This is a genomic window from Sandarakinorhabdus glacialis, from assembly GCF_014643455.1.
GTDB classification, from domain to species: domain Bacteria; phylum Pseudomonadota; class Alphaproteobacteria; order Sphingomonadales; family Sphingomonadaceae; genus Sandarakinorhabdus; species Sandarakinorhabdus glacialis.
The window spans coordinates 299,044-321,108 of sequence record NZ_BMJM01000002.1 but is presented as its reverse complement, the minus strand read 5'-3'; the positions used below and the strand labels follow the sequence as shown (position 1 = coordinate 321,108).

Below are 22,065 nucleotides of genomic sequence, written 5' to 3'. Positions count from 1 at the left end.
CTGTTCGGAATAGCCAGCCTCTACTCCCGATGCTTCATTAACTTTGGATCAAGAAATCGGCATCCTGATGTTGCGGCATAACGCCGTCCGAACAGGAAGGGCTATCCATGCGCAAGGAATTTATCGGCGCCGCATTGACTGCGGTATTGCTGGCGACGACGCCGGTTTTCGCAGCGGCATTTACGGTCTCTCCCGGGACCGAATTCGTCATTCGAGAGAGCAACGATTTCGCCCGCGACCTGGGTAATCTTGGGCTGTACCGGTATCGTACCAGCGGAACTGTCATCACATTGAATTCCGACCGCCGGCTGCGCTTCGATTACATGGGCAGCGAAAGTGGAAACGTCAATTCGTTCCAGTTCGGCAGCCTCCCGGCGTTCGCGGAATACAACAAGTCCACATGGGGTCCGGAGCTGATCGGGTCCGGTAACTTCCTGGCGGGCGTGCTGACCGGCGTCGGCTTCAATGGCGGTAGCGTGTCGCCGGGCAGCGACGGCTTCGGCGTCTTCACGCCGCGCGGCATCCAGAGCTACAGCAGCAACGTCCTCTATATCGGCCTCGATGATTTCATCAATAATGCCGACGACAATCATGATGATTTCATTGTTCGCGTGAGTGCCGTTCCGGAACCTGCGACCTGGGCGATGCTCATGGTCGGTTTCGGGCTGATCGGCTATTCGGTCCGTCGCCGCGGCGTTCGGGCCATCACCGCCTGAACTTTGCCGGCATGGCGGGGGCGCGGCGAAAGCTGCGCCCCTTTTGCCTGTCCGGATACCAGCACCGCGATACGACGCCTGTCATAACCGCCACCTTGCCGCCGGCCGATGCCATGGTCATCACTTCCTGAGAATGCAGGAGGATGGCTTGGACAGGTTCGATTTCAGCGGCACGACCGCGCTTTTGGCAGAGACAACCGGCACCGGAACCGGCCTTGCGGGGACAGGCGCATGAGCTGGGCATCGGGCAAGACCGCACTGGTCACCGGTGGCAGCCAGGGGATCGGCCATGCAACGGCGGCGGCCCTGCAGGCGCTTGGCGCGCATGTTGCCGTTACCGGTACGCGCGGCCGTTTCGAGGATTATGACCAGCCCTTGCCCGGCGTCGCCTATTTCCAGTCCAACCTGGCTGTGCCGGCAGCGCGGGCCGAGCTCGCGGCAAGGTTCGACAAGCTCGATATCCTGGTCAACAATGCAGGATCGGGCGGCGCCAACGAATATGACCAGGACCAGTTCGAGGCGACGGTCGACCTTAACCTCAATGCCGTCATGGACCTGAGCGTGCGGCTGTTCCCGTGGTTGAAGGCGGGGCAGGGGAGCATCGTCAATATCGGCAGCCTGGCGTCGTTCCTCGCGATCAAGGAAGGCCCAGCCTACACGGCGTCGAAGGCCGGCTTGCTGGGCCTGACGCGCGCGCTGGGCGACAAATGGGCAACCGATGGCGTCCGCGTCAACCTCGTCGCGCCGGGCTTCATCGCCACCCGCATGACGGCACGGATGCGGGTCGACGCCGATCGCGAGAAGCGCCTGCTCAAGGCCATTCCGATGCGCCGCTGGGGTGAGCCTTCGGAGATCGCCGACGCCATCCTGTTCCTGGCCTCGCCGGCCGCCAGCTACATCACCGGGCAGTCGCTCGCGATCGATGGCGGGCTGTTGCTGCGCTAGGGGCGCAAGCGCTCGTTCCGGCATCCATCGAGCGGCCGGCTGATGCTGGCGTGGGGCACGATGGATGCTGAAACGAGTTCAGCATGAAGATTCGCTCCAGGATCAGGCGTTGTTCCTCCGGCTCATGAACGCCAGTCGCTCGAACAGCATCACATCGGCTTCGTTCTTCAGCAGCGCGCCGTGAAGCGGCGGGATCAGCGACTTGGTATCCCGGTTGCGCAGCACCTCGATCGGCAGGTCCTCGTGCATGAGCAGCTTGAGCCAGTCGAGCAGCTCGGAGGTCGACGGCTTTTTCTTCATGCCGGGCACTTCGCGGATATCAAAGAAGATGTTGAGCGCCTCCGACACCAGCGTCTTCTGGATATCGGGGAAGTGAACGTTGACGATCGCCTGCATCGTGTCGCGATCGGGGAACTTGATATAGTGAAAGAAACAGCGGCGCAGGAACGCGTCGGGCAATTCCTTTTCGTTGTTCGACGTGATGATGACGATCGGCCGGATGGCGGCTTTGACGCGCTCGCCGGTCTCGTAGACGTCGAATTCCATGCGATCGAGCTCGGTCAGCAGATCGTTGGGAAACTCGATATCGGCCTTGTCGATCTCGTCGATGAGCAGCACCGGCAGCTTGGGCGCGGTAAATGCCTCCCACATTTTGCCCTTGCGGATATAGTTCGAGATGTCGTGGACGCGCTCGTCGCCAAGCTGGGAATCACGCAGCCGGCTGACCGCGTCATATTCGTACAGGCCCTGCTGCGCCTTGGTCGTCGATTTGACGTTCCATTCGATCAACGGCGCGTCGAACGCATCGGCGATCTGCTGCGCCAGCACGGTCTTGCCAGTGCCTGGCTCGCCCTTGACGAGCAAAGGCCGCCGCAATGTGACCGCGGCGTTTACCGCGACCTTGAGATCTTCGGTGGCCACATAGCCGGACGTGCCCTGGAAGCGGATCGATGACATGGAGAGCCTTTTCGCGTGAGATCGGCTGACGCTAGAGGCGCGGCAGCGTGCGGGCAACTAGCGATAGGCGTAAGTGATCTCGCTCTTTTCGCCGCCCGGAAAACCGAACATCGTGCCGGCCGAATCGGCGATCTGGCGATCGAGCCGAGGCCTGCCGTCGGCGTCGAGCTTGTATTCGCTGACCTGTTCGAAACTGAGCACCTTGATCAGCATGTTCATCTTGAACGGTTCGCGCGCCGTCACCTTGACGCGTTCGGCCCAAGGTTTGTCATCCCGGCTCGAGAGGACGACCTCGGCCTTGAGATGACCGGAAATGTCGGATGAGTCGGTGCGGACGGTGCCGGCCGGCAATACCGGGATCTTGATCACGGTGCGCCCCTGCGAGTCGGTGACCGATTCTGTCGCGGTGGCGAGCAGCGCGGCCAGCCGGTGATAGCCGGGTACCGGGCTTGCCGCGGCAAGCTTCTCGGCCTCGGCGCGCTCGCCGCCGGTGGGGTTGCGGCCGTTAATCGAGACCAGCGCCCATTTATGCCCGTCCCAGCGCTCGACCTTGAGCGTGTTGGTCGTAGTCCCACCGCCGGTCCGTACCGATTTCGTCGTCCGGTCGAACGCCAGCGATGCCGGGGTCATGGCGCCGGCGTCGGCAACGATCCGGTTGCGTACAGGGTCCATAGCCGTCGTGGTCACCGCCAGGAGCATCGCCGAAGTCATCAGCACGAGGTAAGGAACTGCCATTCGCGCGGTTTACCGCGCGGCGTCATTGGTCACAAGTGACGCTTCGGCGGCGACGGAATTACGTCGCCACCGGTGGCGTTCGGGCAACAGCGGCAAACCTCAGACGTCGAGGAAGCTGCGCATTTTGCGGCTGCGCGATGGATGCTTGAGCTTGCGCAGCGCCTTGGCCTCGATCTGCCGGATGCGCTCGCGGGTGACGCTGAACTGCTGGCCGACTTCCTCGAGGGTATGGTCAGTGTTCATGCCGATGCCGAAACGCATGCGCAGGACGCGTTCCTCGCGCGGCGTCAGGCTGGCCAGAACCCGCGTCACGGTCTCCTTGAGGTTGGCGTGAATGGCGGCATCAACCGGAATAACGGCGTTCTTGTCCTCGATGAAGTCGCCCAGATGCGAATCTTCCTCGTCGCCGATCGGCGTCTCGAGGCTGATCGGCTCCTTGGCGATCTTCATCACCTTGCGGACCTTTTCGAGCGGCATCGACAGCCGTTCGGCAAGCTCCTCGGGGGTCGGCTCGCGGCCGATCTCGTGCAGGATCTGGCGCGACGTCCGCACCAGCTTGTTGATCGTCTCGATCATGTGGACCGGAATGCGGATCGTCCGCGCCTGGTCGGCAATGCTGCGGGTGATCGCCTGGCGGATCCACCAGGTCGCATAGGTCGAGAATTTATAACCGCGGCGATACTCGAACTTGTCGACCGCCTTCATCAAGCCGATATTGCCTTCCTGAATGAGATCAAGGAATTGCAGCCCGCGGTTGGTGTATTTCTTGGCGATCGAGATGACCAGGCGCAGGTTCGCCTCGACCATTTCCTTCTTGGCGATCCGGGCTTCGCGCTCGCCCTTCTGCACCATGTTGGTGATGCGTCGGAACTCGCCCAGCTCGACACCGGTGGCATCGGCGATGTTGGCGATCTCGCCGCGGATCGATTCGACGGTGCCATGCTCGGCGGCGGCGAATGCGGCCCATTTCTTGTCGATGCCGCCGACGCGCGCCAGCCAGCCCTCGTCGAGCTCGCTGCCCATGTAATCGTCGAGGAACGCCTTGCGGTTGATCTTGTGCTTGTCGGCCAGCTTCATCATCTGGCTGCCGAGCACCAGCAGGCGCCGGTTCTGCGTATAAAGCTGGTCGACCAGAAGCTCGATCTTGCCATTGTTGAAATGGATCGACTGGACGGCGCGGGTCAGCTCTTCGCGCAGCTTTTGATACTTGCGTTCGTCGGTGCCGGGGAACGCGGTATTGGCGTTGAGCGCCGACAGCCGGGTTTCCTGCAACTTGAGGAACTTCTTGTAGGTCGCGGTAATCTCGGCGAATTTCTCGAGCGCGGCGGGCTTGAGCACCTCCTCCATCGCAGCGAGCGACAGCGTCGCGTCTTCCTCGTCGTCATCGGGAATGGCCGGCTTGCCGTCGGGGCGCATGCGCCGCTCGGTCATGCCGTCTTCCTCGTCGGGCGCGGTCGGCGAGTCGCTATCGGAGTCTTCTTCTTCCTTGAACTGAACCGTCGGCAGGTCGCTGCCGTCCTTGGCCTCGCCATCCTCGTCGGTGGCGGCTTCGGCGGGGTCCTTCGCCAGCATGGCTTCGAGATCGAGGATCTCGCGCAGCTGCATGCGGCCTTCGTTGAGGGCGTTCGACCAGTCGATCATCGCGGTGAACGTCATCGGGCTTTCGCACAGCCCGGCGATCATGGTGTTGCGGCCGGCCTCGATGCGCTTGGCGATGGCGATTTCACCTTCGCGGCTGAGCAGCTCGACGGCGCCCATCTCGCGCAGGTACATGCGGACCGGATCGTCGGTGCGATCAAGCGGCGCCTTGGTGACGACAGCGACCGGCGCGGTGCCGAGATCGCCTTCGACAGCTTCGGGCTCGTCCTCGTCCTCGTCTTCCTTGCGCACGGCTTCGACCCCGTCATCGGCGGGTTCATCGTTCTCGATGATGTTGATGCCCATTTCGGACAGCGCCGCCATGACGTCTTCGATCTGCTCGCTGGACATCTGGTCCTGCGGCAATGCCTCGTTCAGCTCGTCATAGGTAATGTACCCACGCTTCTTGGCACGGGCGAGGAGCTTCTTGACCGAGGCTTCGTTGAGATCGAGCAGAGGCGCATCGTTGCCGTCGGCCTTGGCTTCGGGTTCTGCCGCAGCCACATTCGCTTTTGCCATCTTTAATCCCTTGTCCGTCCAGGCTGCCGCCCAGATCAATTAGGCAACGCTCGGGCGAATCATATCGCCTTAGTCGCCGCGCAGCGATTCCGCCAGTCGCATCATCGCCGAATCGACCTCAACCCGTTCTGCCAGCAACGCTTGCTGGCGTGAAAAGTCGCGGTCATCCATGCTGCCTCGAAACCGCGCCGTTGCCGCCGCCAGTTCGATCTCGATGCGTGTGCGCGCCGCGATCGTATCGATGAGCATCCCGAAATCGCGAGCCGCAACATCGGCCGGCGTTTCGGCACGGGTAAACGAAAATCGCAATCGATTGCTGTTGACGGCGGCCGACGCCAATTCGCCGACGCCGCGAATCCCTAGATCATGTGCGAGGTCGGCACTTTCAAGGTCCGGCGCCATGGCCAGCGCCGACAGGATCGCGTCGCGCAATGCCGCTTGCCGCGGATCGGCGAGCGGCAGCGCTGCCAGCGTCTCGCCGTAGCGGTCGGCGAGCGCCGGACGGACCAGCAAACCCGCCAGGATCGCGGTAACCTCACCGCTGCCAGATTGCGCGATGCCGCCCCACGCCCGCAGCGCCGCCGACGCCCCAGCCTTGGGTGCAACGAACTTCTGGCCGGGCACGAACGGCTTTCGCACGCGCTCGGGCCGCGCTAAGTAAAGGGCATCGAAGCGCGCCGAAAAGTCCGCCGCGTACAGTGCCCGCACCGACGGCTCGGCGATGGCGTCGGAATGCGCTCTAAGCCGCTGTCGCACGGCGGCCCGGCGCTCGGGGGTGGCGGTGTCGATGCCTTCGGTCTCGCTGCGCCACAGATATTCGATGAGGGGCAGGGCGCCTGCCAGCACCGCCTCGAACGCCGTCGCACCGCCGCGCTTGACGAGATCGTCGGGGTCCTCGCCGTGCGGCAATGTCGCGATACGCAGCGATTTTGCCGGGGCGAGCAGCGGCAGCGCGCGCAAACACGCGCGCAGCGCCGCCTTTTGCCCGGCACCGTCACCATCAAAGCACAGGATCGGCTCGTCGACCTGCCGCCACGCCAGTGCCAGCTGCGCCTCGGTCATCGCCGTGCCGAGCGGCGCCACCAGCTCGGCGATGCCGGCCTGCGCGACGCCGATGACGTCCATATAGCCTTCGACGACGACCAGCCGCCCGGATTTGTGCGCGGTCGGCCCGGCGCGATCGAGATTGTAGAGCAGGCGCCCCTTGTCGAACAAAGGCCCATCGGCGGAGTTGAGATATTTGGGCTGCACGTCGCCGAGCGCCCGGCCGCCGAAGCCGACGACCCGCCCGCGGCGATCGCGGATCGGGAACATCAGCCGCCCGCGGAAACGGTCGTAGGTCTCGCCGTTGTCGCTGCGCCCCAGAAGCCCGGCTTCGACAAGGCGGTCCTCACCGGCGTCCTTGAGCGCCGTCTTGAGGCTGGTCTTGCCGTCGGGTGCGAAGCCGATGGCGAAATCCTTGACCATCTTGGCCGAGACGCCGCGGCGTTCCAGATAGTCACGCGCTGCGGCTCCGGCCGGAGACTTGAGCTGGGCTGTAAACCAGTCCGCCGCGCGACCGGCGAGCGATTGCAGCGTGTCGGCAACTTCGGCCCGGGCCCGTGCCTCAGGGGTCTCGCTGGGCACTTCCATGCCGGCTTGCGAGGCAAGTTGCTTGACGGCGTCGATGAAGCCCAGCCCCTCCTGCTCGGTCAGGAACTTGATGACGTCGCCGTGGGCGCCGCAGCCGAAGCAATGGTAGAAGCCCTTGTCGTCGTTGACGTAAAAGCTGGGCGTCTTCTCGTTGTGGAACGGGCAACAGCCCTTCCACTCGCGCCCCGCCCGCGTAAGCTTTACGCGCCGACCGACGACCGGGGCGAGGGGCACCCGGGCGCGCAATTCGTCGAGAAAGGCCGGGGGCAAACTCATGGCCGGCCTTCCTATCGCGCAGCGCCGGCATTGGCCATTGCTGTCCTACACGTCGCAATTCTGCCAAAAGGAGAGCAGCCCTTCGAGACCCGTGCATCCCGCCTAACACTGCACCGGCAAAACCGGGCGAAAGCGGAAAAAGCGGAAAATGTTAACGATTCGGATGAACCGTCCTGGCCCAAAAAAAGCCGTTTGATTACAATGGCATCAGACCGCCAGGGCGACCTTGACCATTGCCCCTGCGCTGCCCATGTCGATCTGCCCGGCAAACCGCTCCTTCACTGCCGCCATCACCCGCCCCATGTCCTTCAAGGACGTCGCCCCCAGCTCCTCGACGATCCCCCTGATCGCTGCCTGGGCTTCCCCAGCCGACATTTGCGCCGGCATGAACCCTTCGATCACCCCCAGCTCGGCGCGCTCGATATCCGCCAGCTCGGGCCGATTGCCCGCAACGAACATCTCGATCGATTCCCGGCGCTGCTTGGCCATCTTCGACAGGACTTCCGCCACCAGCACATCATCGTCGGCCGGCGGTGTCCCGGTGCGCAACTCGATGTCCCGATTCTTCAACGCCGATGAGATCAGCCGCAGCGTGCCCGTACGCACCGAATCGCCGGCCTTCATCGAGGTAATCGTTGCAGTCTTGATATCGTCGCGGATCATTGTAATTCCCTGGAGTTCGACAGGGCCGAGTCTAGCCCTTCGACGCAATAAAGAATAGATTGACGGGAACCCAACCCGCCCCTAATTCGCCAGCCGTTTGCGCATCAGACGCACGATACGACCCACCGCCCAACCGCGAAGGACCAAGAATGGCCGCAGTGCCTGCGCCTGCCCAACCAAAAGGCGCGACCGGCGTCCTGGTCCTCGCCGATGGTTCCGTCGTCTGGGGACAAGGCTTCGGCGCCGAGGGCGTTGCGGTCGGCGAAGTCTGTTTCAACACCGCGATGACCGGCTATCAGGAGGTCATATCCGACCCGTCATACGCCGGCCAGATCATCACCTTCACCTTCCCGCACATCGGCAACGTCGGGTCGAACATCGAAGACATCGAATCGCCCAACCCGCACGCGCTGGGCTGCGTCGTCCGCGAGGCCATCACCCCCGCCGCCAATTTCCGTTCGGACCGTAATTTCGACGACTGGATGCGTGCCTGGGGCCGCATCGGCATTTCGGGCGTCGACACCCGCGCACTGACCAAGCGTATCCGCATGGGCGGCGCCCCCAACGCCGTCATCGCGCACAACCGCGTCGGCGATTTCGACATCAAGAACCTGGTTTCGCAGGCCCGCGGCTGGCCTGGCCTCGAGGGCATGGACCTCGCCTCGGTGATCTCGACCACCCAGAACTACAGCTGGGACGACGGCCTGTGGACACTCCAGAACGGCTATGCCGTCCATTCAGCCAACCCGACCGGGCCGCACGTCGTTGCCGTCGACTACGGCATGAAGCGCAACATCCTGCGCAACCTCGTCGCCGCCGGCGCCCGCGTCACCGTGGTTCCCGCGATGGCGTCGTACGAGGAAATCATGAGCCTCAAGCCCGACGGCATCTTCCTGTCGAACGGCCCCGGCGACCCCGCCGCCACCGGCGTCTATGCCGTCCCAGTCATCCAGGCGCTGCTAAACGGCGGTATCCCGCTGTTCGGCATTTGCCTCGGCCACCAGCTCCTAGGGCTGGCGGTCGGCGCCAAGACCGTCAAGATGCAGCAGGGCCACCGCGGCGCCAACCACCCGGTCAAGCGCCTCTCCGACGGCCGTGTCGAGATCACCTCGATGAACCACGGCTTTGCCGTCGAGACCGCGACCCTGCCCGATACGGCGCGTCCCACGCATATCTCGCTGTTCGACGGCTCGCTGGCCGGCCTCGAATTGACCGACAAGCCGGCGTTTTCGGTGCAATATCACCCCGAGGCCAGCCCCGGGCCGCAGGACAGCATCTATTTGTTCGAAAAATTTGTGAAGGGATTGTGATGGCTACGATCCGCACCTTTGACATTCTCGTTCAAGACAAAGAACGGGAACAGAATGACTCAGAAGCATCGCTTGTTCTGCTTAAGATCAATGGAGAACGATTTGTGCAGCTTAATAGCTATGGTTCGTCAGAGCGTGTGAATGTCGGCGCCCCTTCGCAAAATATGAGATTGACGAAAGCAGCGTTCGAGGAATTGGTATTGCGCGGGACTGCACATTTTTCGGTCGCTCGCTAGTTCGATGACAGCTACTGCCATCAACCCCGCTCGCCTCATCGAAGAACTTGAGGCCAATGAGGAGGTCCTGCTCGCGCTCGAAGCTAATGGCGACATCGCCGAGTTGCTGCGGACGATCGACGTCCACTTCAAGGGTCCGCAGGACGCTATCGAAAACGTCGCCGAAGACGCGCAGGGCCTCGGCTTCCGCTTCATCGATTTTGGCGAGTTCGAGGACGGCGACTGGGCCGCGGACCTGCAAGTCGACGGCCCCGTCACCCGCCCGGCGCTCACCGCCCTCATCACCCGCGCCCTCGAAATCGAGCTCTCCCACGACGTCGAATTCGACGGCTGGGGCTGCGCCGCCGAAACTGGACCCACGACATAATGCCAAAACGCACCGATCTCTCATCGATCCTCATCATCGGCGCCGGCCCCATCATCATCGGCCAGGCCTGCGAATTCGACTATTCGGGCACCCAGGCGGTCAAGGCGTTGAAAGCCGAGGGCTATCGCATCGTCCTCGTCAATTCGAACCCGGCGACGATCATGACCGATCCCGACCTGGCGGACGCGACCTATATCGAGCCGATCACTCCCGAGATCGTCGCCAAGATCATTGCCAAGGAGCGCCCAGACGCGATCCTGCCGACGATGGGCGGCCAGACCGCGCTCAATACCGCGCTGGCGCTGCACCGCGACGGCACGCTCAAGAAATACAATGTCGAGCTCATCGGCGCCGACGCCGAGGCGATCGACAAGGCCGAGGACCGTCTTAAGTTCCGGGACGCCATGGACAAGATCGGCCTCGAAAGTCCGCGTAGCCAGATCGCTCATTCACTTGAGGAAGCGATGATCGCGCTCGATTTCGTCGGGTTGCCGACGATCATCCGGCCCAGCTTCACGATGGGCGGAACCGGCGGCGGCATCGCCTACAACAAGGAAGAATTCGCGCGCATTGTCGCTACCGGCCTCGATGCCAGCCCGACCACCGAAGTCCTGGTCGAGGAATCGGTCCTCGGATGGAAGGAATATGAGATGGAGGTGGTTCGCGACCGCGCGGACAACGCCATCATCGTCTGCTCGATCGAAAATGTCGATCCGATGGGCGTCCACACCGGCGATTCGATCACCGTGGCGCCGGCGCTGACGCTGACCGACAAGGAATACCAGATCATGCGCAACGCGAGCATTGCCTGCTTGCGCGAGATCGGCGTTGAGACCGGCGGTTCGAATGTTCAGTTCGCGGTTAATCCCAAGGACGGCCGGCTTCTCGTCATCGAGATGAACCCCCGCGTCAGCCGCTCGTCGGCGCTGGCATCCAAGGCCACCGGCTTCCCGATCGCCAAGGTCGCGGCGCTGCTGGCGGTCGGCTATACCCTCGACGAAGTGATGAACGACATCACCGGAGCCACGCCGGCGTCGTTCGAACCGACCATCGATTATGTCGTCACCAAGATCCCGCGTTTCGCCTTCGAAAAGTTCAAGGGCAGCGAGCCACTCCTCTCGACCGCAATGAAGTCCGTCGGCGAAGTCATGGCAATCGGCCGCAATTTTCAGGAAAGCGTCCAGAAGGCGCTGCGTGGTCTTGAGACCGGGCTGACCGGCTTCGACGAGGTCGAGGCGCTCGTCGGCGCCAGTCACGAAGAAATCGAGGCTGAACTTTCCCGCGCTACCCCCGATCGTCTGCGCGTCGCTGCCCAGGCCCTGCGGGAAGGCATGTCGGTCGAGCGCATCCACGACATCGCCAAGTTCGAGCCCTGGTATCTCCGCCAGATCGAGGAGCTCATCGCCATCGAGGCCAGCATCAGGGCAGGGGGCCTGCCACTCGGCCCCAACGGCTTCCGCCGCCTCAAGGCCAAAGGCTTTTCCGACGCGCGCCTCGCGACGTTGACCGGCCAGACCGAGGCCGCCGTCGCCACCGCGCGCCGCGCCCTCGATGTGCGCCCGGTCTTCAAGCGCATCGACACCTGCGCCGGCGAATTCACCGCCAAAACACCCTACATGTATTCGACCTACGAAGCCCCCAGCTTCGGTATTCCTGACTGCGAATCCGAGCCTAGCGCGGCGACCAAAATCGTCATCCTTGGCGGCGGACCCAACCGTATCGGCCAGGGCATCGAGTTCGACTATTGCTGCTGCCACGCCTGCTTCGCGCTGAACGACGCCGGTTATGAAACCATCATGATCAACTGCAATCCCGAAACGGTGTCGACCGACTACGACACCTCGGATCGCCTGTATTTCGAGCCGTTGACCGCTGAGGACGTCCTCGAAGTCCTCCACAAGGAAATGCAGAACGGCAAGCTAGCCGGCGTCATCGTCCAGCTAGGCGGGCAAACGCCGCTCAAGCTGGCGGGTGCGCTCGAGGCAGCCGGCATTCCGATCCTCGGCACCGCCCCCGACAACATCGATCTCGCCGAGGACCGTGAGCGCTTCGCCGCACTGATCGAGCGCCTCGGCCTCAAGCAGCCCGAGAACGGCATCGCCCGCAATCGCGACGAGGCCATCGCCGTCGCCGCTCGCATCGGTTACCCGGTGCTGATGCGGCCATCCTACGTGCTCGGCGGCCGCGCCATGGAAATCGTGGAAACCCCGGCACAGCTTGATATCTACATCCGCGAAGCCGTCGTCGTATCGGGCGATTCGCCGGTGCTGATCGATCGCTATCTCCGCGATGCAATCGAAGTCGATGTCGACGCTGTCGCCGATGACGAGACGGTCTATGTCGCCGGCGTCCTCCAGCATATCGAGGAAGCCGGCGTTCATTCGGGTGATTCGGCGTGCTCGCTGCCGCCGTACAGTCTTGAGGCACCGATCATCGCCGAGATCGAGCGCCAGACGGCAGTGCTGGCGCGGGCCCTCAACGTCCGCGGGCTCATGAACATCCAGTTCGCGGTCAAGGACGACGAAGTCTACCTCATCGAGGTCAATCCGCGCGCCAGCCGGACGGTGCCGTTCACCGCAAAGGCCACCGGCATCCAGGTCGCCAAGATCGCCAGCCGGGTCATGGCCGGCGAGGCCTTGAGCAGTTTCGACCTCAGCCCGCGCGGCGTTGGCCGCCACATTGCGGTCAAGGAAGCAGTATTCCCGTTCGCGCGCTTCCCCGGTGTCGATCCGGTGCTCGGGCCGGAAATGAAGTCGACCGGCGAAGTCATGGGCATCGACGGCGATTTCGCCACCGCTTTCGCCAAGGCGCAGCTTGGCGCCGGATCGGTGCTGCCCGAGGCCGGAAACGTGTTTGTTTCGGTCAAGGACAGCGACAAGCCGCTGATCGTTGCAGCTATGCGCGACCTTATCACGATGGGCTTCACCATAATCGCCACCGACGGCACGGCGCGCGTGCTCGAGGCGGCGGGTGTGCCGGTGGCGCTGGTCAACAAGGTCGCCGAGGGCCGGCCGCATATCGTCGACCGTATCAAGGATCGCGATATCGCCTTGATTTTCAACACCACCGAAGGTGTCCAGTCGCTCAAGGACTCGGCGTCGATCCGGACCGCGGCGCTTTACGGGCGCGTCCCTTATTTCACCACGGCCGCGGCTTCGATCGCCTCGGTCGCGGCGATTGCCGCACTGCGGCGACGCCCGCTTGAAGTGCGGCCGCTGCAAGACTATCATCTGCAATCCAAGGCGCAGGCCTGAGGGACCGGCGGTGGAACTTCCACCGGCGGCCATGCGTCTTTGAGCGGCCCGGAATGATTTCGCGGTTTAGAAGGTTGAGTAACGAGAATGGCGACGGTCGAGAAGCTGCCCATGCTGGCGGAAGGTCATGCTTTGATGACCGTGACGTTGAAGCGCCTCAAGGAAATCGAACGCCCCGAGGTGGTCGAACAGATCGAGGTCGCGCGCGCCCACGGTGATCTTTCGGAAAACGCCGAATATCATGCCGCCAAGGAACGCCAGGGCCAGATCGAAGCCCAGGTCATCGATCTCGAGGATCAATTGGCGCGCGCCGTCATCATCGACCCGACGACGCTGTCGGGCGACAAGGTCGTCTTCGGCGCCACGGTCCACCTGATCGACGAGGACGACAAGAAGATCGTCTATCAGATCGTCGGCCAGTCCGAAGCCGATGCGCGCCGCGGCCGTATCAGCTATAATTCGCCACTCGGCCGTGCCCTTATCGGCCGCCGGATCGGCGAGGAAGTCGAAGTGACGACGCCATCGGGCGATCGCTATTACACGATCGAAAGCGTCGAATTCATCTGATCGGATCGGGGCCCACCCGGCTTCGATCCTGATCCTTATCGCCCCATGAAGCCGTTCAAGCCGCCCATACCCATGGCCACCAACACGCTTATCGGCGTGTGCGTGGCCGTGCAGGCAGCGGTGCTCGTCGGCGGCGACGACTTCGGCCGGGCGTTGCACCTGACGGCGGGACTGATCCCGGCGCGTATCACGGCAGCCTTGGCCGGTAATGCGGCGCCCTTGCCGGCGGCGTTTACCTTTGTCACGCACATGTTCCTGCACTCGGGCTGGACGCATCTTGGCCTCAACATGCTGTTCCTCGCCTGGGTCGGCCGCTACGTCGAATGGGTTGCCGGACGCTGGTCGTTGATCGCGCTGTTCTTCGTCGGCGGCATCGCTGGCGGCATGCTCCAGGTCGCCGTCGATCCGCGCTCGATGGTGCCGGTGATCGGTGCCAGCGGCGCCATCGCGGCGGTTTTTGGCGCCTATGCGGTGGCATTCGCCAGTAGCCGCGCCGAACCACGGCGGATTCTCGGGTTCACCATTTCGGGCGAGACCCTCACCGCGCTTTGGTATGCCGCGACGTGGATCGGGCTCCAGCTGCTCACCGGCTATGTCTTCAACAATGGCTCGGGCAGCCAGATCGCCATCTGGACGCATATCGGCGGCTTCATCGCCGGGCTCCTTATGGCGCGGTTTTGGGGTAAGGGACCGCAACCACTTTAATGCCCCCTATCGTTTTCGGCCCTAGCCGCGGTGCCTTGATCCAGCGAAAACCCGACAATGCGCGCAATCGTTTGCCACCACCTTGCCGAAGATCGCTCCGGCCTCGCGCTCGAGCCGAACTGGCCCGACCCCGCGCCGCCCGGCCCCGGCGAAGTCACCGTCGCCATCTCGCACGCCGCGCTTAATTTTCCCGATTTGCTGATGCTGTCGGGTGGATACCAGTTCCGCCCCGAAGTGCCGTTCATCCCTGGCACCGAGGGATCGGGCACAGTCATCACCACCGGCCCCGGCGCGGAGGGTTGGCTCGGCAAACGCGTCCTCCTCGGTGGCCGTTCAGGCTGTTTCGCCGAGCGCATGACCCTGGCGGCGACCGGTGTTCGCGCCATCCCCGATGGTCTCGACAATTCGCAGGCGGCGGCATTCACCGTCGGCGCGCTGACGGCCTGGGTCGGGCTGATGACCCGCGGGCGCCTGCGACCCGGCGAGCGCGTGCTGGTCACCGGGGCAGGGGGCGGCATGGGCCTCGCCGCCGTTGCGCTGGCGGTTCACGAGGGCGCGCATGTCGTGGCTGTTGCCTCGTCCGACGAGCGTCTTGCGATCGCAGAGGCCGCCGGCGCGCACGAGCTCGTCCGCATCGACCGCACCGCCCCCGAAATCGCCATGCGGGACATCGACATCGTATTTGACCCGGTCGGCGGCGCGCTCGCCTTGCCGACGATCCGCGCGCTGCGCCGCCACGGCCGCTATCTCATCATCGGCTTTGCCGGCGGCCGCTCGCCGCCATTTCCTCTCAACCGTGCGCTGCTCAAGGAAATCGAGATTCTTGGCGTCCGCGCCGGCGAATTCGCGCGTCAGGACCCCGCCGCCGGCGTTCGCCACATAACCGCCATCGACGCGCGCGCTGCTGTCCTGCGGCCGCATATCGGGCTGATCGTGCCGCTCGCCGAAACCGCCGAAGCCTTTTCGGCCATGGCGGCGGGCCGCCTGGCGGGCAAGGCGGTTGTTGCCATCGAAGGGTAACCAACACTCTTCCGCCGCTGGAAACTCTGCTCCGATCAATGTCTCCGGAATGCAAACGAACCATCGCGCACCCCTCGGAATCGCTTGGCAATAGCGCCGGTAGATCCCAAGCGTGCGATGGCGCGCGCGGTGCATTTCCCGCATTGTGGCTGCATGACTGAACCGCCGCTCGTCGCCATCATCGGATCCGGCTTCTCGGGCACGCTGATCGCCATCAACCTGCTGCGGCAGCCGGGGCTGCGCGTCGTCCTGGTCGACCGGCGCCCGCTGTTCGGGCCGGGAGTGGCCTATTCGGCGACCAATCCCGCTCACCTGCTCAATGTCCGCGCCCACAATATGAGCGCCTTTCCGGACCAGCCGGATCATTTCATCGACTGGTGCCGGCTGCGCGGCATCCTCGACCAACACCCCGGTACAATGCCGGGCTTCGTGCCCCGTCGCAGCTATGGCGATTACCTCGGCAGCATTCTCGCCGAGGGGCATGCCCAAGCCAAGGGTCGCCTGCAACTCGTCTGTGCCGACGTTGCCCGTCGGGACAAGGGCAGGGGCCTTGAATTAACACTTTCCGACGGCAGCCGCATTACCGCCGACAGCGTCGTTCTCGCGACGGGCAACCAGATGCCGCTGCCACCTCCGGAACTCGACGTTGCCCTGCTTGGCGACCGTTATAGCGGCAATCCTTGGGCCGAAGGCGCCGCCAGCGGGCTCGGCAGCGACGATGTGCTGATGCTGATCGGCACCGGCCTGACCATGGTCGACGCGGCGCTCGCGGTCGCCGGCAGCGGCTTCGAGGGAAAGATGGTCGCCCTGTCCCGCCGTGGGCTGGTGCCTCATGCGCATGCTGCCGGGCCACACGCTTCGAAAACCTCGATACCGACCGCGACCGGCCTGGTTGCACTGCTGCGCGAGGTCCGCGTCCGCGCCCGCGAGATCGACTGGCGCACCGCGATTGATGAACTTCGGCCCCATACCCGGGCGCTGTGGCAGCGCGCCAGCCGTGCCGACCGTGCTCGCTTCCTGCGCCACCTGCGGCCTTGGTGGGACATTCACCGGCACCGGCTCGCTCCTGAAGTCGCCGAGCGGCTTGCCGCCCTTCGCGCCAGCGGCCAGCTTGCCGTCGTGGCGGGCCGCACCAGGGGCTTCACGCCCACCGACCAGGGCGTCGAAGTCCGCTGGCGCCTACGCCATGCCGGCACCGACCGGCAGATGACCGTCCAGCGCATCGTCAATTGTTCGGGCCCGGCAGCCCCCGGCCTGACCGGAACCGATCCCCTCGTGACCCGATTGCTCGCATCGGGCATTGCCCGCGCCTGTCCATCGGGCATGGGCCTCGACGTCGACGAGAATTCGGTGCTGCGCGACCGGTCGGGCACGCCCCACCCGAACTTTCACGCCCTCGGCCCCCTGACTCGCGGTGCCTTCCTCGAAATCACCGCTGTCCCCGATATCCGCGTCCAGGCCTGGGAAGTTGCCAGACAGATCGGCAACGAATGGATTGGAAGCCGGCGTGAATGCCCCTAGTGATCGGGAAAAGGGGACGAAGATGAGCGGCATACCCGAGATCACCGCAGACGATGCCGCCGGCCTGCCCAGCCAGCACAAGGCAACCCACAACGAAAAGCTCGTCATCCTCGGCTCGTCGCTCGGCACCGTTTTCGAATGGTATGATTTCTACCTTTACGGCCTGCTCGCCACGATCATCACCGCCCAGTTCTTCTCCGGCGTCAACGAAACCACCGGCTTTATCTTTGCCCTTGCCGCCTTCGCCGCCGGCTTTGCGGTCCGCCCGTTCGGCGCGCTGTTCTTCGGCCGCATTGGCGACATGTTCGGCCGCAAGAACACGTTCCTCGTCACCATGGGCATCATGGGCCTGTCGACCTTCCTCGTCGGCCTGCTGCCCAATTATGCTACGATCGGCGTGGCGGCGCCGTTGATGCTGGTGGCGTTGCGACTGCTGCAGGGACTGGCGCTAGGCGGCGAATACGGCGGTGCCGCGACCTATGTCGCCGAGCATGCGCCCGACGGCAAGCGTGGTTTCTACACCAGCTTTATCCAGACGACCGCGACCCTCGGACTGTTCGCGGCGCTGCTCGTCGTCATCGGCGTGCGCTACGGGGTGGGGGAGGAAGCCTTCAAGGCCTGGGGCTGGCGCATCCCGTTCCTGATTTCCGCCATCCTGCTCGGCGTCTCGCTGTGGATCCGCATGCAGCTCGAGGAAAGCCCGGCCTTCACCAGGATGAAGGCCGAGGGCAAGATCTCCAAGGCGCCGCTGACCGAGGCCTTCGCCCGTTGGGGCAACCTCAAGATCGTGCTCATCGCGCTTTTTGGCGCCGTCATGGGGCAGGCGGTGGTCTGGTACACCGGGCAGTTCTATGCGTTGTTTTTCCTCGAGAAGATGCTCAAGGTCGACGGTGCAACGACCAACATCCTGATCGCCATCGCGCTGCTGCTGGCGACCCCGGCCTTCGTTGTCTTCGGCTGGCTGTCCGATCGCATCGGCCGCAAGCCGATCATCATGGCCGGCTGCCTGCTGGCGGCGCTGACCTACTTCCCGCTGTTCGACGCGCTCAGCCGCAACGCCAACCCGGCGCTCTACGCTGCGGTACAGTCGGCACCCGTCGTCGTTAACGCCGACCCGGCACGATGCTCGGTCCAGTTCGATCCAATCGGCGCCAACAAGTTCGACTTGCAGACGTGCGACATCGCCAAGAGCTTTCTTGCCAAGGCCGGCGTCTCGTACCGGAACGCCGCCACCCCCGGCGCCGAGTCCAGTATCCGTATCGGCAGCGCCGTCGTCCCGGTCCCCGTCACCGCCGGCCTGTCGCCGACCGCACGCGCGGTCGCCATCGCCGCCTTTCAGACCCAGGCCAAGGCCGCGCTTACCACCGCTGGCTATCCCGAAAAAGCTGATCCAGCCGCGATCAACAAGCCTGCCGTTGTCGGCATCCTGTTCATTCTCGTCCTTTACGTGACAATGGTTTATGGCCCGATCGCCGCCTTGCTCGTCGAGCTGTTCCCGACCAACATCCGTTATAGCTCGATGTCGCTGCCGTATCACATCGGCAATGGCTGGTTCGGCGGCTTCCTGCCGACGGTCGCCTTCGCCATGGTCGCGGCTACCGGCGATATCTACTATGGCCTTTGGTATCCCGTCCTCGCCGCGGGCATCTGCTTCGTCGCGGGCATGATCCTGCTGCCCGAAACCTTCCGCCGCAGCATCGACTAGAATGACAGGACGTCCCGCTGCACCGATGGCGTAGGATCGCCCGATGAAAGCCATTTCCGCCGCTCGCCTCGATTCGCTCGCCGACTATGCCGAGGTCGAGTTGCCCACTCCAGAACCCGGCGCCGGCCAGCTCCGCATCCGCGTCGCGGCGGTCGGCATCGGCTATGTCGATGCGCTGGTCGCGCTCGGGCGCTATCAGGTCAAGCCGCCGCTTCCGCACATCCCCGGTAGCGAGGTCGCCGGCGTCGTCGATGCCATCGGCGACGGCGTCAGCGGCTGGTCGATCGGTGACCGCGTGGTTGCCATGACCGTCCATGGTTTCGCCCAGCAGGTCCTCGCTCCCGCCGCGACGAGCCGCCACCTGCCCGTCAACGCCAGCTTCGAGGCCGGCGCCGCGTTTCCGCTCAACTACCTCACTGCGCTCCACGGCCTAGCTGATCGCGGTCAGCTGACGTCCGGCGAAACGATGCTGGTCTTCGGCGCCGCCGGCGGTGTCGGCAGCGCTGCAATCGATGTCGGCAAGGCCCATGGCGCCCATGTCATCGCCGCCGCCTCGACGCCCGAAAAACACGCCTTCGCGCTAGCTCGCGGCGCCGATGCGGTCATCGATACCGACGTCGACGGCTGGCGCGACCGGTTGAAGGCGCTCCTTGCCGGCCGCAAGCTCGACATGGTCTTCGATCCGCTTTGTGGCCCGCTATTCGAGTCCGCCTTCCGATCGCTCGGCTGGGGCGGCCGCCATCTCGTCGTCGGTTTCGTCGGCGGGCCGATCCCCGCGCTGCCGAGCAACCTGACCCTGATGAAAGGCGCCGCGCTGATCGGCGTCGACGTCCGCCAATTCCAGCTTTTCGAAAAAGCGGCCGCGGCCCGCCACCTTGACACACTCACTGCCTGGCTCGGCGGCGGCCGCGTCGCCCCCGCCGTCGGCAAGATTTTCGACTGGGCCGATTTCGGGCCGGCACTCGAGGCAGGTCTCGCCGGCAAGACCCCCGGCAAGATCATTCTGTCGGTCCGGGACTAAGCGCCAAGCTGTCATGCCGGGGGCCAGTTCGTTCCAAACAGCCAAGCAACCGCCGACCAACGCAATGCATCCGTTCCTCTGATTCCGCGAGGGCCGCGTCAGCTTCGCGACTCCGGGCAGGGCGCCTACAAGATCAGCACTGTCTGGGGCTATTCGATCACCGAAACGCGCGCCGAGTTCGAAACGATCTTCGTGAGCCTGAGCTTCGGGTCATAGCGCGCCCATCTGGCATCGTGACAAACGGCGCGCATCGCTATACCCCGGCGTCGTGAAGGCCTTGCGCACCCACATCAGGCAGAATTGCTGGCTCGGCCTTGTGCTGCTCATGGCGGTGCTGTGCATGAAGATGGTCATGCCAGCCGGCCTGATGCCGTCGTTGTCCAACGGCACCATGACGATGGTCGTCTGCTCCGGCACGATGCAGCGCATTGTCACGATCGCAGTCCCCGGCAAGTCCGACTCCGACAAAGGCCAGGAAAAGGCTCCGCAACCCTGCGCATTCGGCAATTTTGCAGCGCCGATGCTCGCCGGTGCTGACCCGGTTTTGCTGCTCGTCGCCATCGCCTTCGTCATGGCCTCGGGCCTTGCTGCAACGACGCCCCGGACCAGCACGGGGCAAGGCCAGCTTCGCCCTCGAACGCGCGGACCTCCGGCAACGGCGTAGAAGCGTATGTGAGGAGCGCCGGCGCTTGCTTGCAATGCCCAGTGCGCGCCTCGCGCCCAGCCGCCACCAGATCCTGCACGTATCGGCCCGCGACCTGGCCGACCCACTCCCGGAATCCGCCATGAACCCGACCGCAACCGCAGGCACCGCCTGTCCGGACTCACAGCTCATGTCCCGCCGCTACCGCGCCATCTGGCGCTGGCATTTCTATGCGGGGCTGATTGTCGCGCCATTCCTGCTGATCCTCAGCTTGACCGGCGCGATCTACCTGTTCAACGACGAGCTCAACGACCTGACGATGCCCGGCCTGCAGTTCGTCGCGCCGGGAGCGCAGGCCATGCCGCCCTCGCACCTCATCGCCGCCGCCGTCGCCGCCTATCCCGGCACAGCCTCGCGAATCGATCTGCCCGACGCCCCCAACCGCCCCGCCAAAGTCTACCTTCGCACCAAGGCAGGCGAGCCGCGCCAGGTCATGGTCGATCCCGCCACCGCGCGCGTCCTCGGCAGTTTTATCTACACCCGCACCCTCGTCGGTTTCGCCGATTCCATGCACGGCTCGCTGACCTTGGGCGATTATGGCAGCGTCGTCGTCGAGCTTGCCGCCTGCTGGGCTCTGGTGCTCATCACGACCGGCCTGATATTGTGGTGGCCGAGGCGCCGCCGCTCGCTCGCCGGTGTGCTCTGGCCGCGCCTCCGAGCCCGCGGCCGCTTGTTCTGGCGCGATCTCCACGCCGTCACCGGCGTCTGGACCGTCGCCCTCATCGCCTTCCTGCTGGTCACCGGGTTGCCCTGGTCCATCGTCCAAGGGCCATTGGTACGCGGTGCGGTGACTGCCTTGGGCATCGGCAACCAAGCTCAGCGCTGGGGCTATTCTCCGCCCAAAAGCCAGCCGATGGGCGAGGCGCTGGGCCGCATCGGCTGGTCGCAGGCGGCGACGCCCATGCCGGCCTCCGACCCGGCGCACGCCGAGCACATGCCTGCTATACCGGCCGACACACCAGCAGCCGCCGACCCCTCCGCCATAACGGGCGCCGACGCCATTGCCGCGAAGATCGCCGCCGGCGGCTTTACCGGTGGCTACCGCCTTTACCTCCCGGCTGGCCCCACTGGCGTCTACACCGCACTCGTCTCGCCGGGCCGCCCCGAGGCGCAGTGGACTCGGCACTTCGACCGCTGGACCGGCACGCTTATCGGCGAAAACGACTGGTCCCGCTATGGCATCGGCAGCAAGGCGATCGAGCTTGGTGTCCAGATCCACATGGGCCGCTATTTCGGCCGCGCGAACCAGTTGCTGATGCTCGTTCCCTGCCTCGCGATCGTCGTCCTTGTCGTCAGCGGCGTGGCGATGTGGTGGCGCCGCCGGCCCTCTGGCAAGCTCGCCGCGCCGCCCGCGGTGTCGGACGCCCGCCTCGGCGTCGCCCTCGCCGTGCTGGTCGTCGCCGGCATCCTCATGCCCATGCTCGGCGCGTCCTTGATCTTCGTCGCGCTGATCGATGCCGTGTGGCGGAAGGGGTGGGATTCGAACCCACGGTGAAGTTTCCCCCACGACGGTTTTCAAGACCGTTGCCTTAAACCACTCGGCCACCCTTCCGGTGGGGGCGTAATGCCGTTGCA

The 22,065-nt window shown here is 64.5% G+C and carries 19 protein-coding genes and 1 tRNA gene; 14 read left to right on the top strand and 6 right to left on the bottom strand.

Annotated elements, in window-relative coordinates; all coding sequences use genetic code 11:
* Positions 1-107: 107 nt before the first annotated feature.
* A complete protein-coding gene (locus IEW98_RS16330) occupies positions 108-716 on the top strand; it encodes a PEPxxWA-CTERM sorting domain-containing protein (protein WP_243450550.1) in 609 nt (202 codons plus the stop codon).
* A 231-nt stretch (positions 717-947) separates the two neighbouring features.
* Positions 948-1,661, top strand: a complete 714-nt coding sequence (locus IEW98_RS04430) for an SDR family NAD(P)-dependent oxidoreductase (RefSeq protein WP_188761708.1) — start codon at positions 948-950, stop codon at positions 1,659-1,661.
* Positions 1,662-1,763: 102 nt separating this feature from the next.
* Here IEW98_RS04430 and IEW98_RS04425 read toward each other — a convergent pair whose 3' ends face one another.
* The 5 genes from IEW98_RS04425 to IEW98_RS04405 form a co-directional block, all read right to left on the bottom strand.
* The gene (locus tag IEW98_RS04425) at positions 1,764-2,618 is read right to left on the bottom strand and encodes an AAA family ATPase (RefSeq protein ID WP_188761707.1); all 855 of its coding nucleotides are present in this window, start codon (positions 2,616-2,618) and stop codon (positions 1,764-1,766) included.
* Between the two features lie 57 nt (positions 2,619-2,675).
* Entirely contained in the window at positions 2,676-3,353 is a 678-nt protein-coding gene (locus IEW98_RS04420; RefSeq protein ID WP_188761706.1) for a hypothetical protein, read from the bottom strand.
* A 99-nt stretch (positions 3,354-3,452) separates the two neighbouring features.
* Positions 3,453-5,510 (bottom strand): RNA polymerase sigma factor RpoD, encoded by a 2,058-nt coding sequence (rpoD, locus tag IEW98_RS04415; protein WP_188761705.1) that lies wholly within the window; start codon positions 5,508-5,510, stop codon positions 3,453-3,455.
* Between the two features lie 69 nt (positions 5,511-5,579).
* Entirely contained in the window at positions 5,580-7,418 is a 1,839-nt protein-coding gene (gene dnaG, locus IEW98_RS04410; RefSeq protein WP_188761704.1) for a DNA primase, read from the bottom strand.
* A 207-nt stretch (positions 7,419-7,625) separates the two neighbouring features.
* Entirely contained in the window at positions 7,626-8,081 is a 456-nt protein-coding gene (locus tag IEW98_RS04405) for a GatB/YqeY domain-containing protein (RefSeq protein WP_188761703.1), read from the bottom strand.
* Positions 8,082-8,230: 149 nt separating this feature from the next.
* Between IEW98_RS04405 and carA the strand changes: the two genes are divergently transcribed.
* The 12 genes from carA (at position 8,231) to IEW98_RS04345 (ending at position 21,985) form a co-directional block, all read left to right on the top strand.
* Positions 8,231-9,391: a glutamine-hydrolyzing carbamoyl-phosphate synthase small subunit gene (gene carA, locus IEW98_RS04400; protein ID WP_188761702.1), complete on the top strand. Its 1,161-nt coding sequence runs from the start codon at positions 8,231-8,233 to the stop codon at positions 9,389-9,391.
* The gene (locus IEW98_RS04395; RefSeq protein ID WP_188761701.1) at positions 9,391-9,627 is read left to right on the top strand and encodes a hypothetical protein; all 237 of its coding nucleotides are present in this window, start codon (positions 9,391-9,393) and stop codon (positions 9,625-9,627) included. The genes carA and IEW98_RS04395 overlap by 1 nt, the downstream gene beginning before the upstream one ends.
* A gap of 4 nt (positions 9,628-9,631) precedes the next feature.
* Positions 9,632-9,994 (top strand): ribonuclease E inhibitor RraB, encoded by a 363-nt coding sequence (locus IEW98_RS04390; protein WP_188761700.1) that lies wholly within the window; start codon positions 9,632-9,634, stop codon positions 9,992-9,994.
* The gene (carB, locus tag IEW98_RS04385) at positions 9,994-13,248 is read left to right on the top strand and encodes a carbamoyl-phosphate synthase large subunit (protein WP_188761699.1); all 3,255 of its coding nucleotides are present in this window, start codon (positions 9,994-9,996) and stop codon (positions 13,246-13,248) included. Before IEW98_RS04390 ends, carB begins: the two co-directional genes overlap by 1 nt.
* Positions 13,249-13,335: 87 nt before the next feature.
* A complete protein-coding gene (gene greA / locus IEW98_RS04380) occupies positions 13,336-13,815 on the top strand; it encodes a transcription elongation factor GreA (RefSeq protein WP_188761698.1) in 480 nt (159 codons plus the stop codon).
* A 72-nt stretch (positions 13,816-13,887) separates the two neighbouring features.
* Positions 13,888-14,520, top strand: coding sequence for a rhomboid family intramembrane serine protease (locus tag IEW98_RS04375; RefSeq protein WP_188761697.1), 633 nt, complete (start codon positions 13,888-13,890; stop codon positions 14,518-14,520).
* A 57-nt stretch (positions 14,521-14,577) separates the two neighbouring features.
* Positions 14,578-15,540: an NADPH:quinone oxidoreductase family protein gene (locus IEW98_RS04370; RefSeq protein ID WP_188761696.1), complete on the top strand. Its 963-nt coding sequence runs from the start codon at positions 14,578-14,580 to the stop codon at positions 15,538-15,540.
* A 153-nt stretch (positions 15,541-15,693) separates the two neighbouring features.
* On the top strand, positions 15,694-17,061 hold the full coding sequence (locus IEW98_RS04365) for an FAD/NAD(P)-binding protein (RefSeq protein WP_188761695.1): 1,368 nt from the start codon (positions 15,694-15,696) through the stop codon (positions 17,059-17,061).
* A gap of 22 nt (positions 17,062-17,083) precedes the next feature.
* Positions 17,084-18,766: an MFS transporter gene (locus IEW98_RS04360; protein ID WP_188761694.1), complete on the top strand. Its 1,683-nt coding sequence runs from the start codon at positions 17,084-17,086 to the stop codon at positions 18,764-18,766.
* A 43-nt stretch (positions 18,767-18,809) separates the two neighbouring features.
* The gene (locus tag IEW98_RS04355) at positions 18,810-19,787 is read left to right on the top strand and encodes an NADPH:quinone oxidoreductase family protein (RefSeq protein ID WP_188761693.1); all 978 of its coding nucleotides are present in this window, start codon (positions 18,810-18,812) and stop codon (positions 19,785-19,787) included.
* A 268-nt stretch (positions 19,788-20,055) separates the two neighbouring features.
* Positions 20,056-20,451, top strand: a complete 396-nt coding sequence (locus IEW98_RS04350) for a hypothetical protein (protein WP_188761692.1) — start codon at positions 20,056-20,058, stop codon at positions 20,449-20,451.
* 121 nt (positions 20,452-20,572) lie between these two features.
* Positions 20,573-21,985, top strand: coding sequence for a PepSY-associated TM helix domain-containing protein (locus IEW98_RS04345; protein WP_243450549.1), 1,413 nt, complete (start codon positions 20,573-20,575; stop codon positions 21,983-21,985).
* On the opposite strand, the gene IEW98_RS04340 is transcribed toward IEW98_RS04345, so the two are convergent.
* Positions 21,953-22,042: transfer RNA gene (locus IEW98_RS04340), tRNA-Ser, on the bottom strand. The two genes, IEW98_RS04345 and IEW98_RS04340, sit on opposite strands and share 33 nt — an antisense overlap.
* Positions 22,043-22,065 lie beyond the last annotated feature (23 nt).

Excerpts from the sequence above, each read along its gene's own strand:
- IEW98_RS04390 (WP_188761700.1), top strand. The coding sequence starts at position 9,632 with ATGACAGCTACTGCCATCAACCCCGCTCGCCTCATCGAAGAACTTGAG.
- rpoD (WP_188761705.1), bottom strand. The coding sequence starts at position 5,510 with ATGGCAAAAGCGAATGTGGCTGCGGCAGAACCCGAAGCCAAGGCCGAC.
- IEW98_RS04345 (WP_243450549.1), top strand. The coding sequence starts at position 20,573 with ATGAACCCGACCGCAACCGCAGGCACCGCCTGTCCGGACTCACAGCTC.
- IEW98_RS16330 (WP_243450550.1), top strand. The coding sequence starts at position 108 with ATGCGCAAGGAATTTATCGGCGCCGCATTGACTGCGGTATTGCTGGCG.
- greA (WP_188761698.1), top strand. The coding sequence starts at position 13,336 with ATGGCGACGGTCGAGAAGCTGCCCATGCTGGCGGAAGGTCATGCTTTG.
- IEW98_RS04420 (WP_188761706.1), bottom strand. The coding sequence starts at position 3,353 with ATGGCAGTTCCTTACCTCGTGCTGATGACTTCGGCGATGCTCCTGGCG.
- carA (WP_188761702.1), top strand. The coding sequence starts at position 8,231 with ATGGCCGCAGTGCCTGCGCCTGCCCAACCAAAAGGCGCGACCGGCGTC.
- IEW98_RS04370 (WP_188761696.1), top strand. The coding sequence starts at position 14,578 with ATGCGCGCAATCGTTTGCCACCACCTTGCCGAAGATCGCTCCGGCCTC.
- IEW98_RS04395 (WP_188761701.1), top strand. The coding sequence starts at position 9,391 with ATGGCTACGATCCGCACCTTTGACATTCTCGTTCAAGACAAAGAACGG.
- carB (WP_188761699.1), top strand. The coding sequence starts at position 9,994 with ATGCCAAAACGCACCGATCTCTCATCGATCCTCATCATCGGCGCCGGC.
- IEW98_RS04375 (WP_188761697.1), top strand. The coding sequence starts at position 13,888 with ATGGCCACCAACACGCTTATCGGCGTGTGCGTGGCCGTGCAGGCAGCG.
- IEW98_RS04425 (WP_188761707.1), bottom strand. The coding sequence starts at position 2,618 with ATGTCATCGATCCGCTTCCAGGGCACGTCCGGCTATGTGGCCACCGAA.
- dnaG (WP_188761704.1), bottom strand. The coding sequence starts at position 7,418 with ATGAGTTTGCCCCCGGCCTTTCTCGACGAATTGCGCGCCCGGGTGCCC.
- IEW98_RS04405 (WP_188761703.1), bottom strand. The coding sequence starts at position 8,081 with ATGATCCGCGACGATATCAAGACTGCAACGATTACCTCGATGAAGGCC.
- IEW98_RS04355 (WP_188761693.1), top strand. The coding sequence starts at position 18,810 with ATGAAAGCCATTTCCGCCGCTCGCCTCGATTCGCTCGCCGACTATGCC.
- IEW98_RS04365 (WP_188761695.1), top strand. The coding sequence starts at position 15,694 with ATGACTGAACCGCCGCTCGTCGCCATCATCGGATCCGGCTTCTCGGGC.
- IEW98_RS04430 (WP_188761708.1), top strand. The coding sequence starts at position 948 with ATGAGCTGGGCATCGGGCAAGACCGCACTGGTCACCGGTGGCAGCCAG.
- IEW98_RS04360 (WP_188761694.1), top strand. The coding sequence starts at position 17,084 with ATGAGCGGCATACCCGAGATCACCGCAGACGATGCCGCCGGCCTGCCC.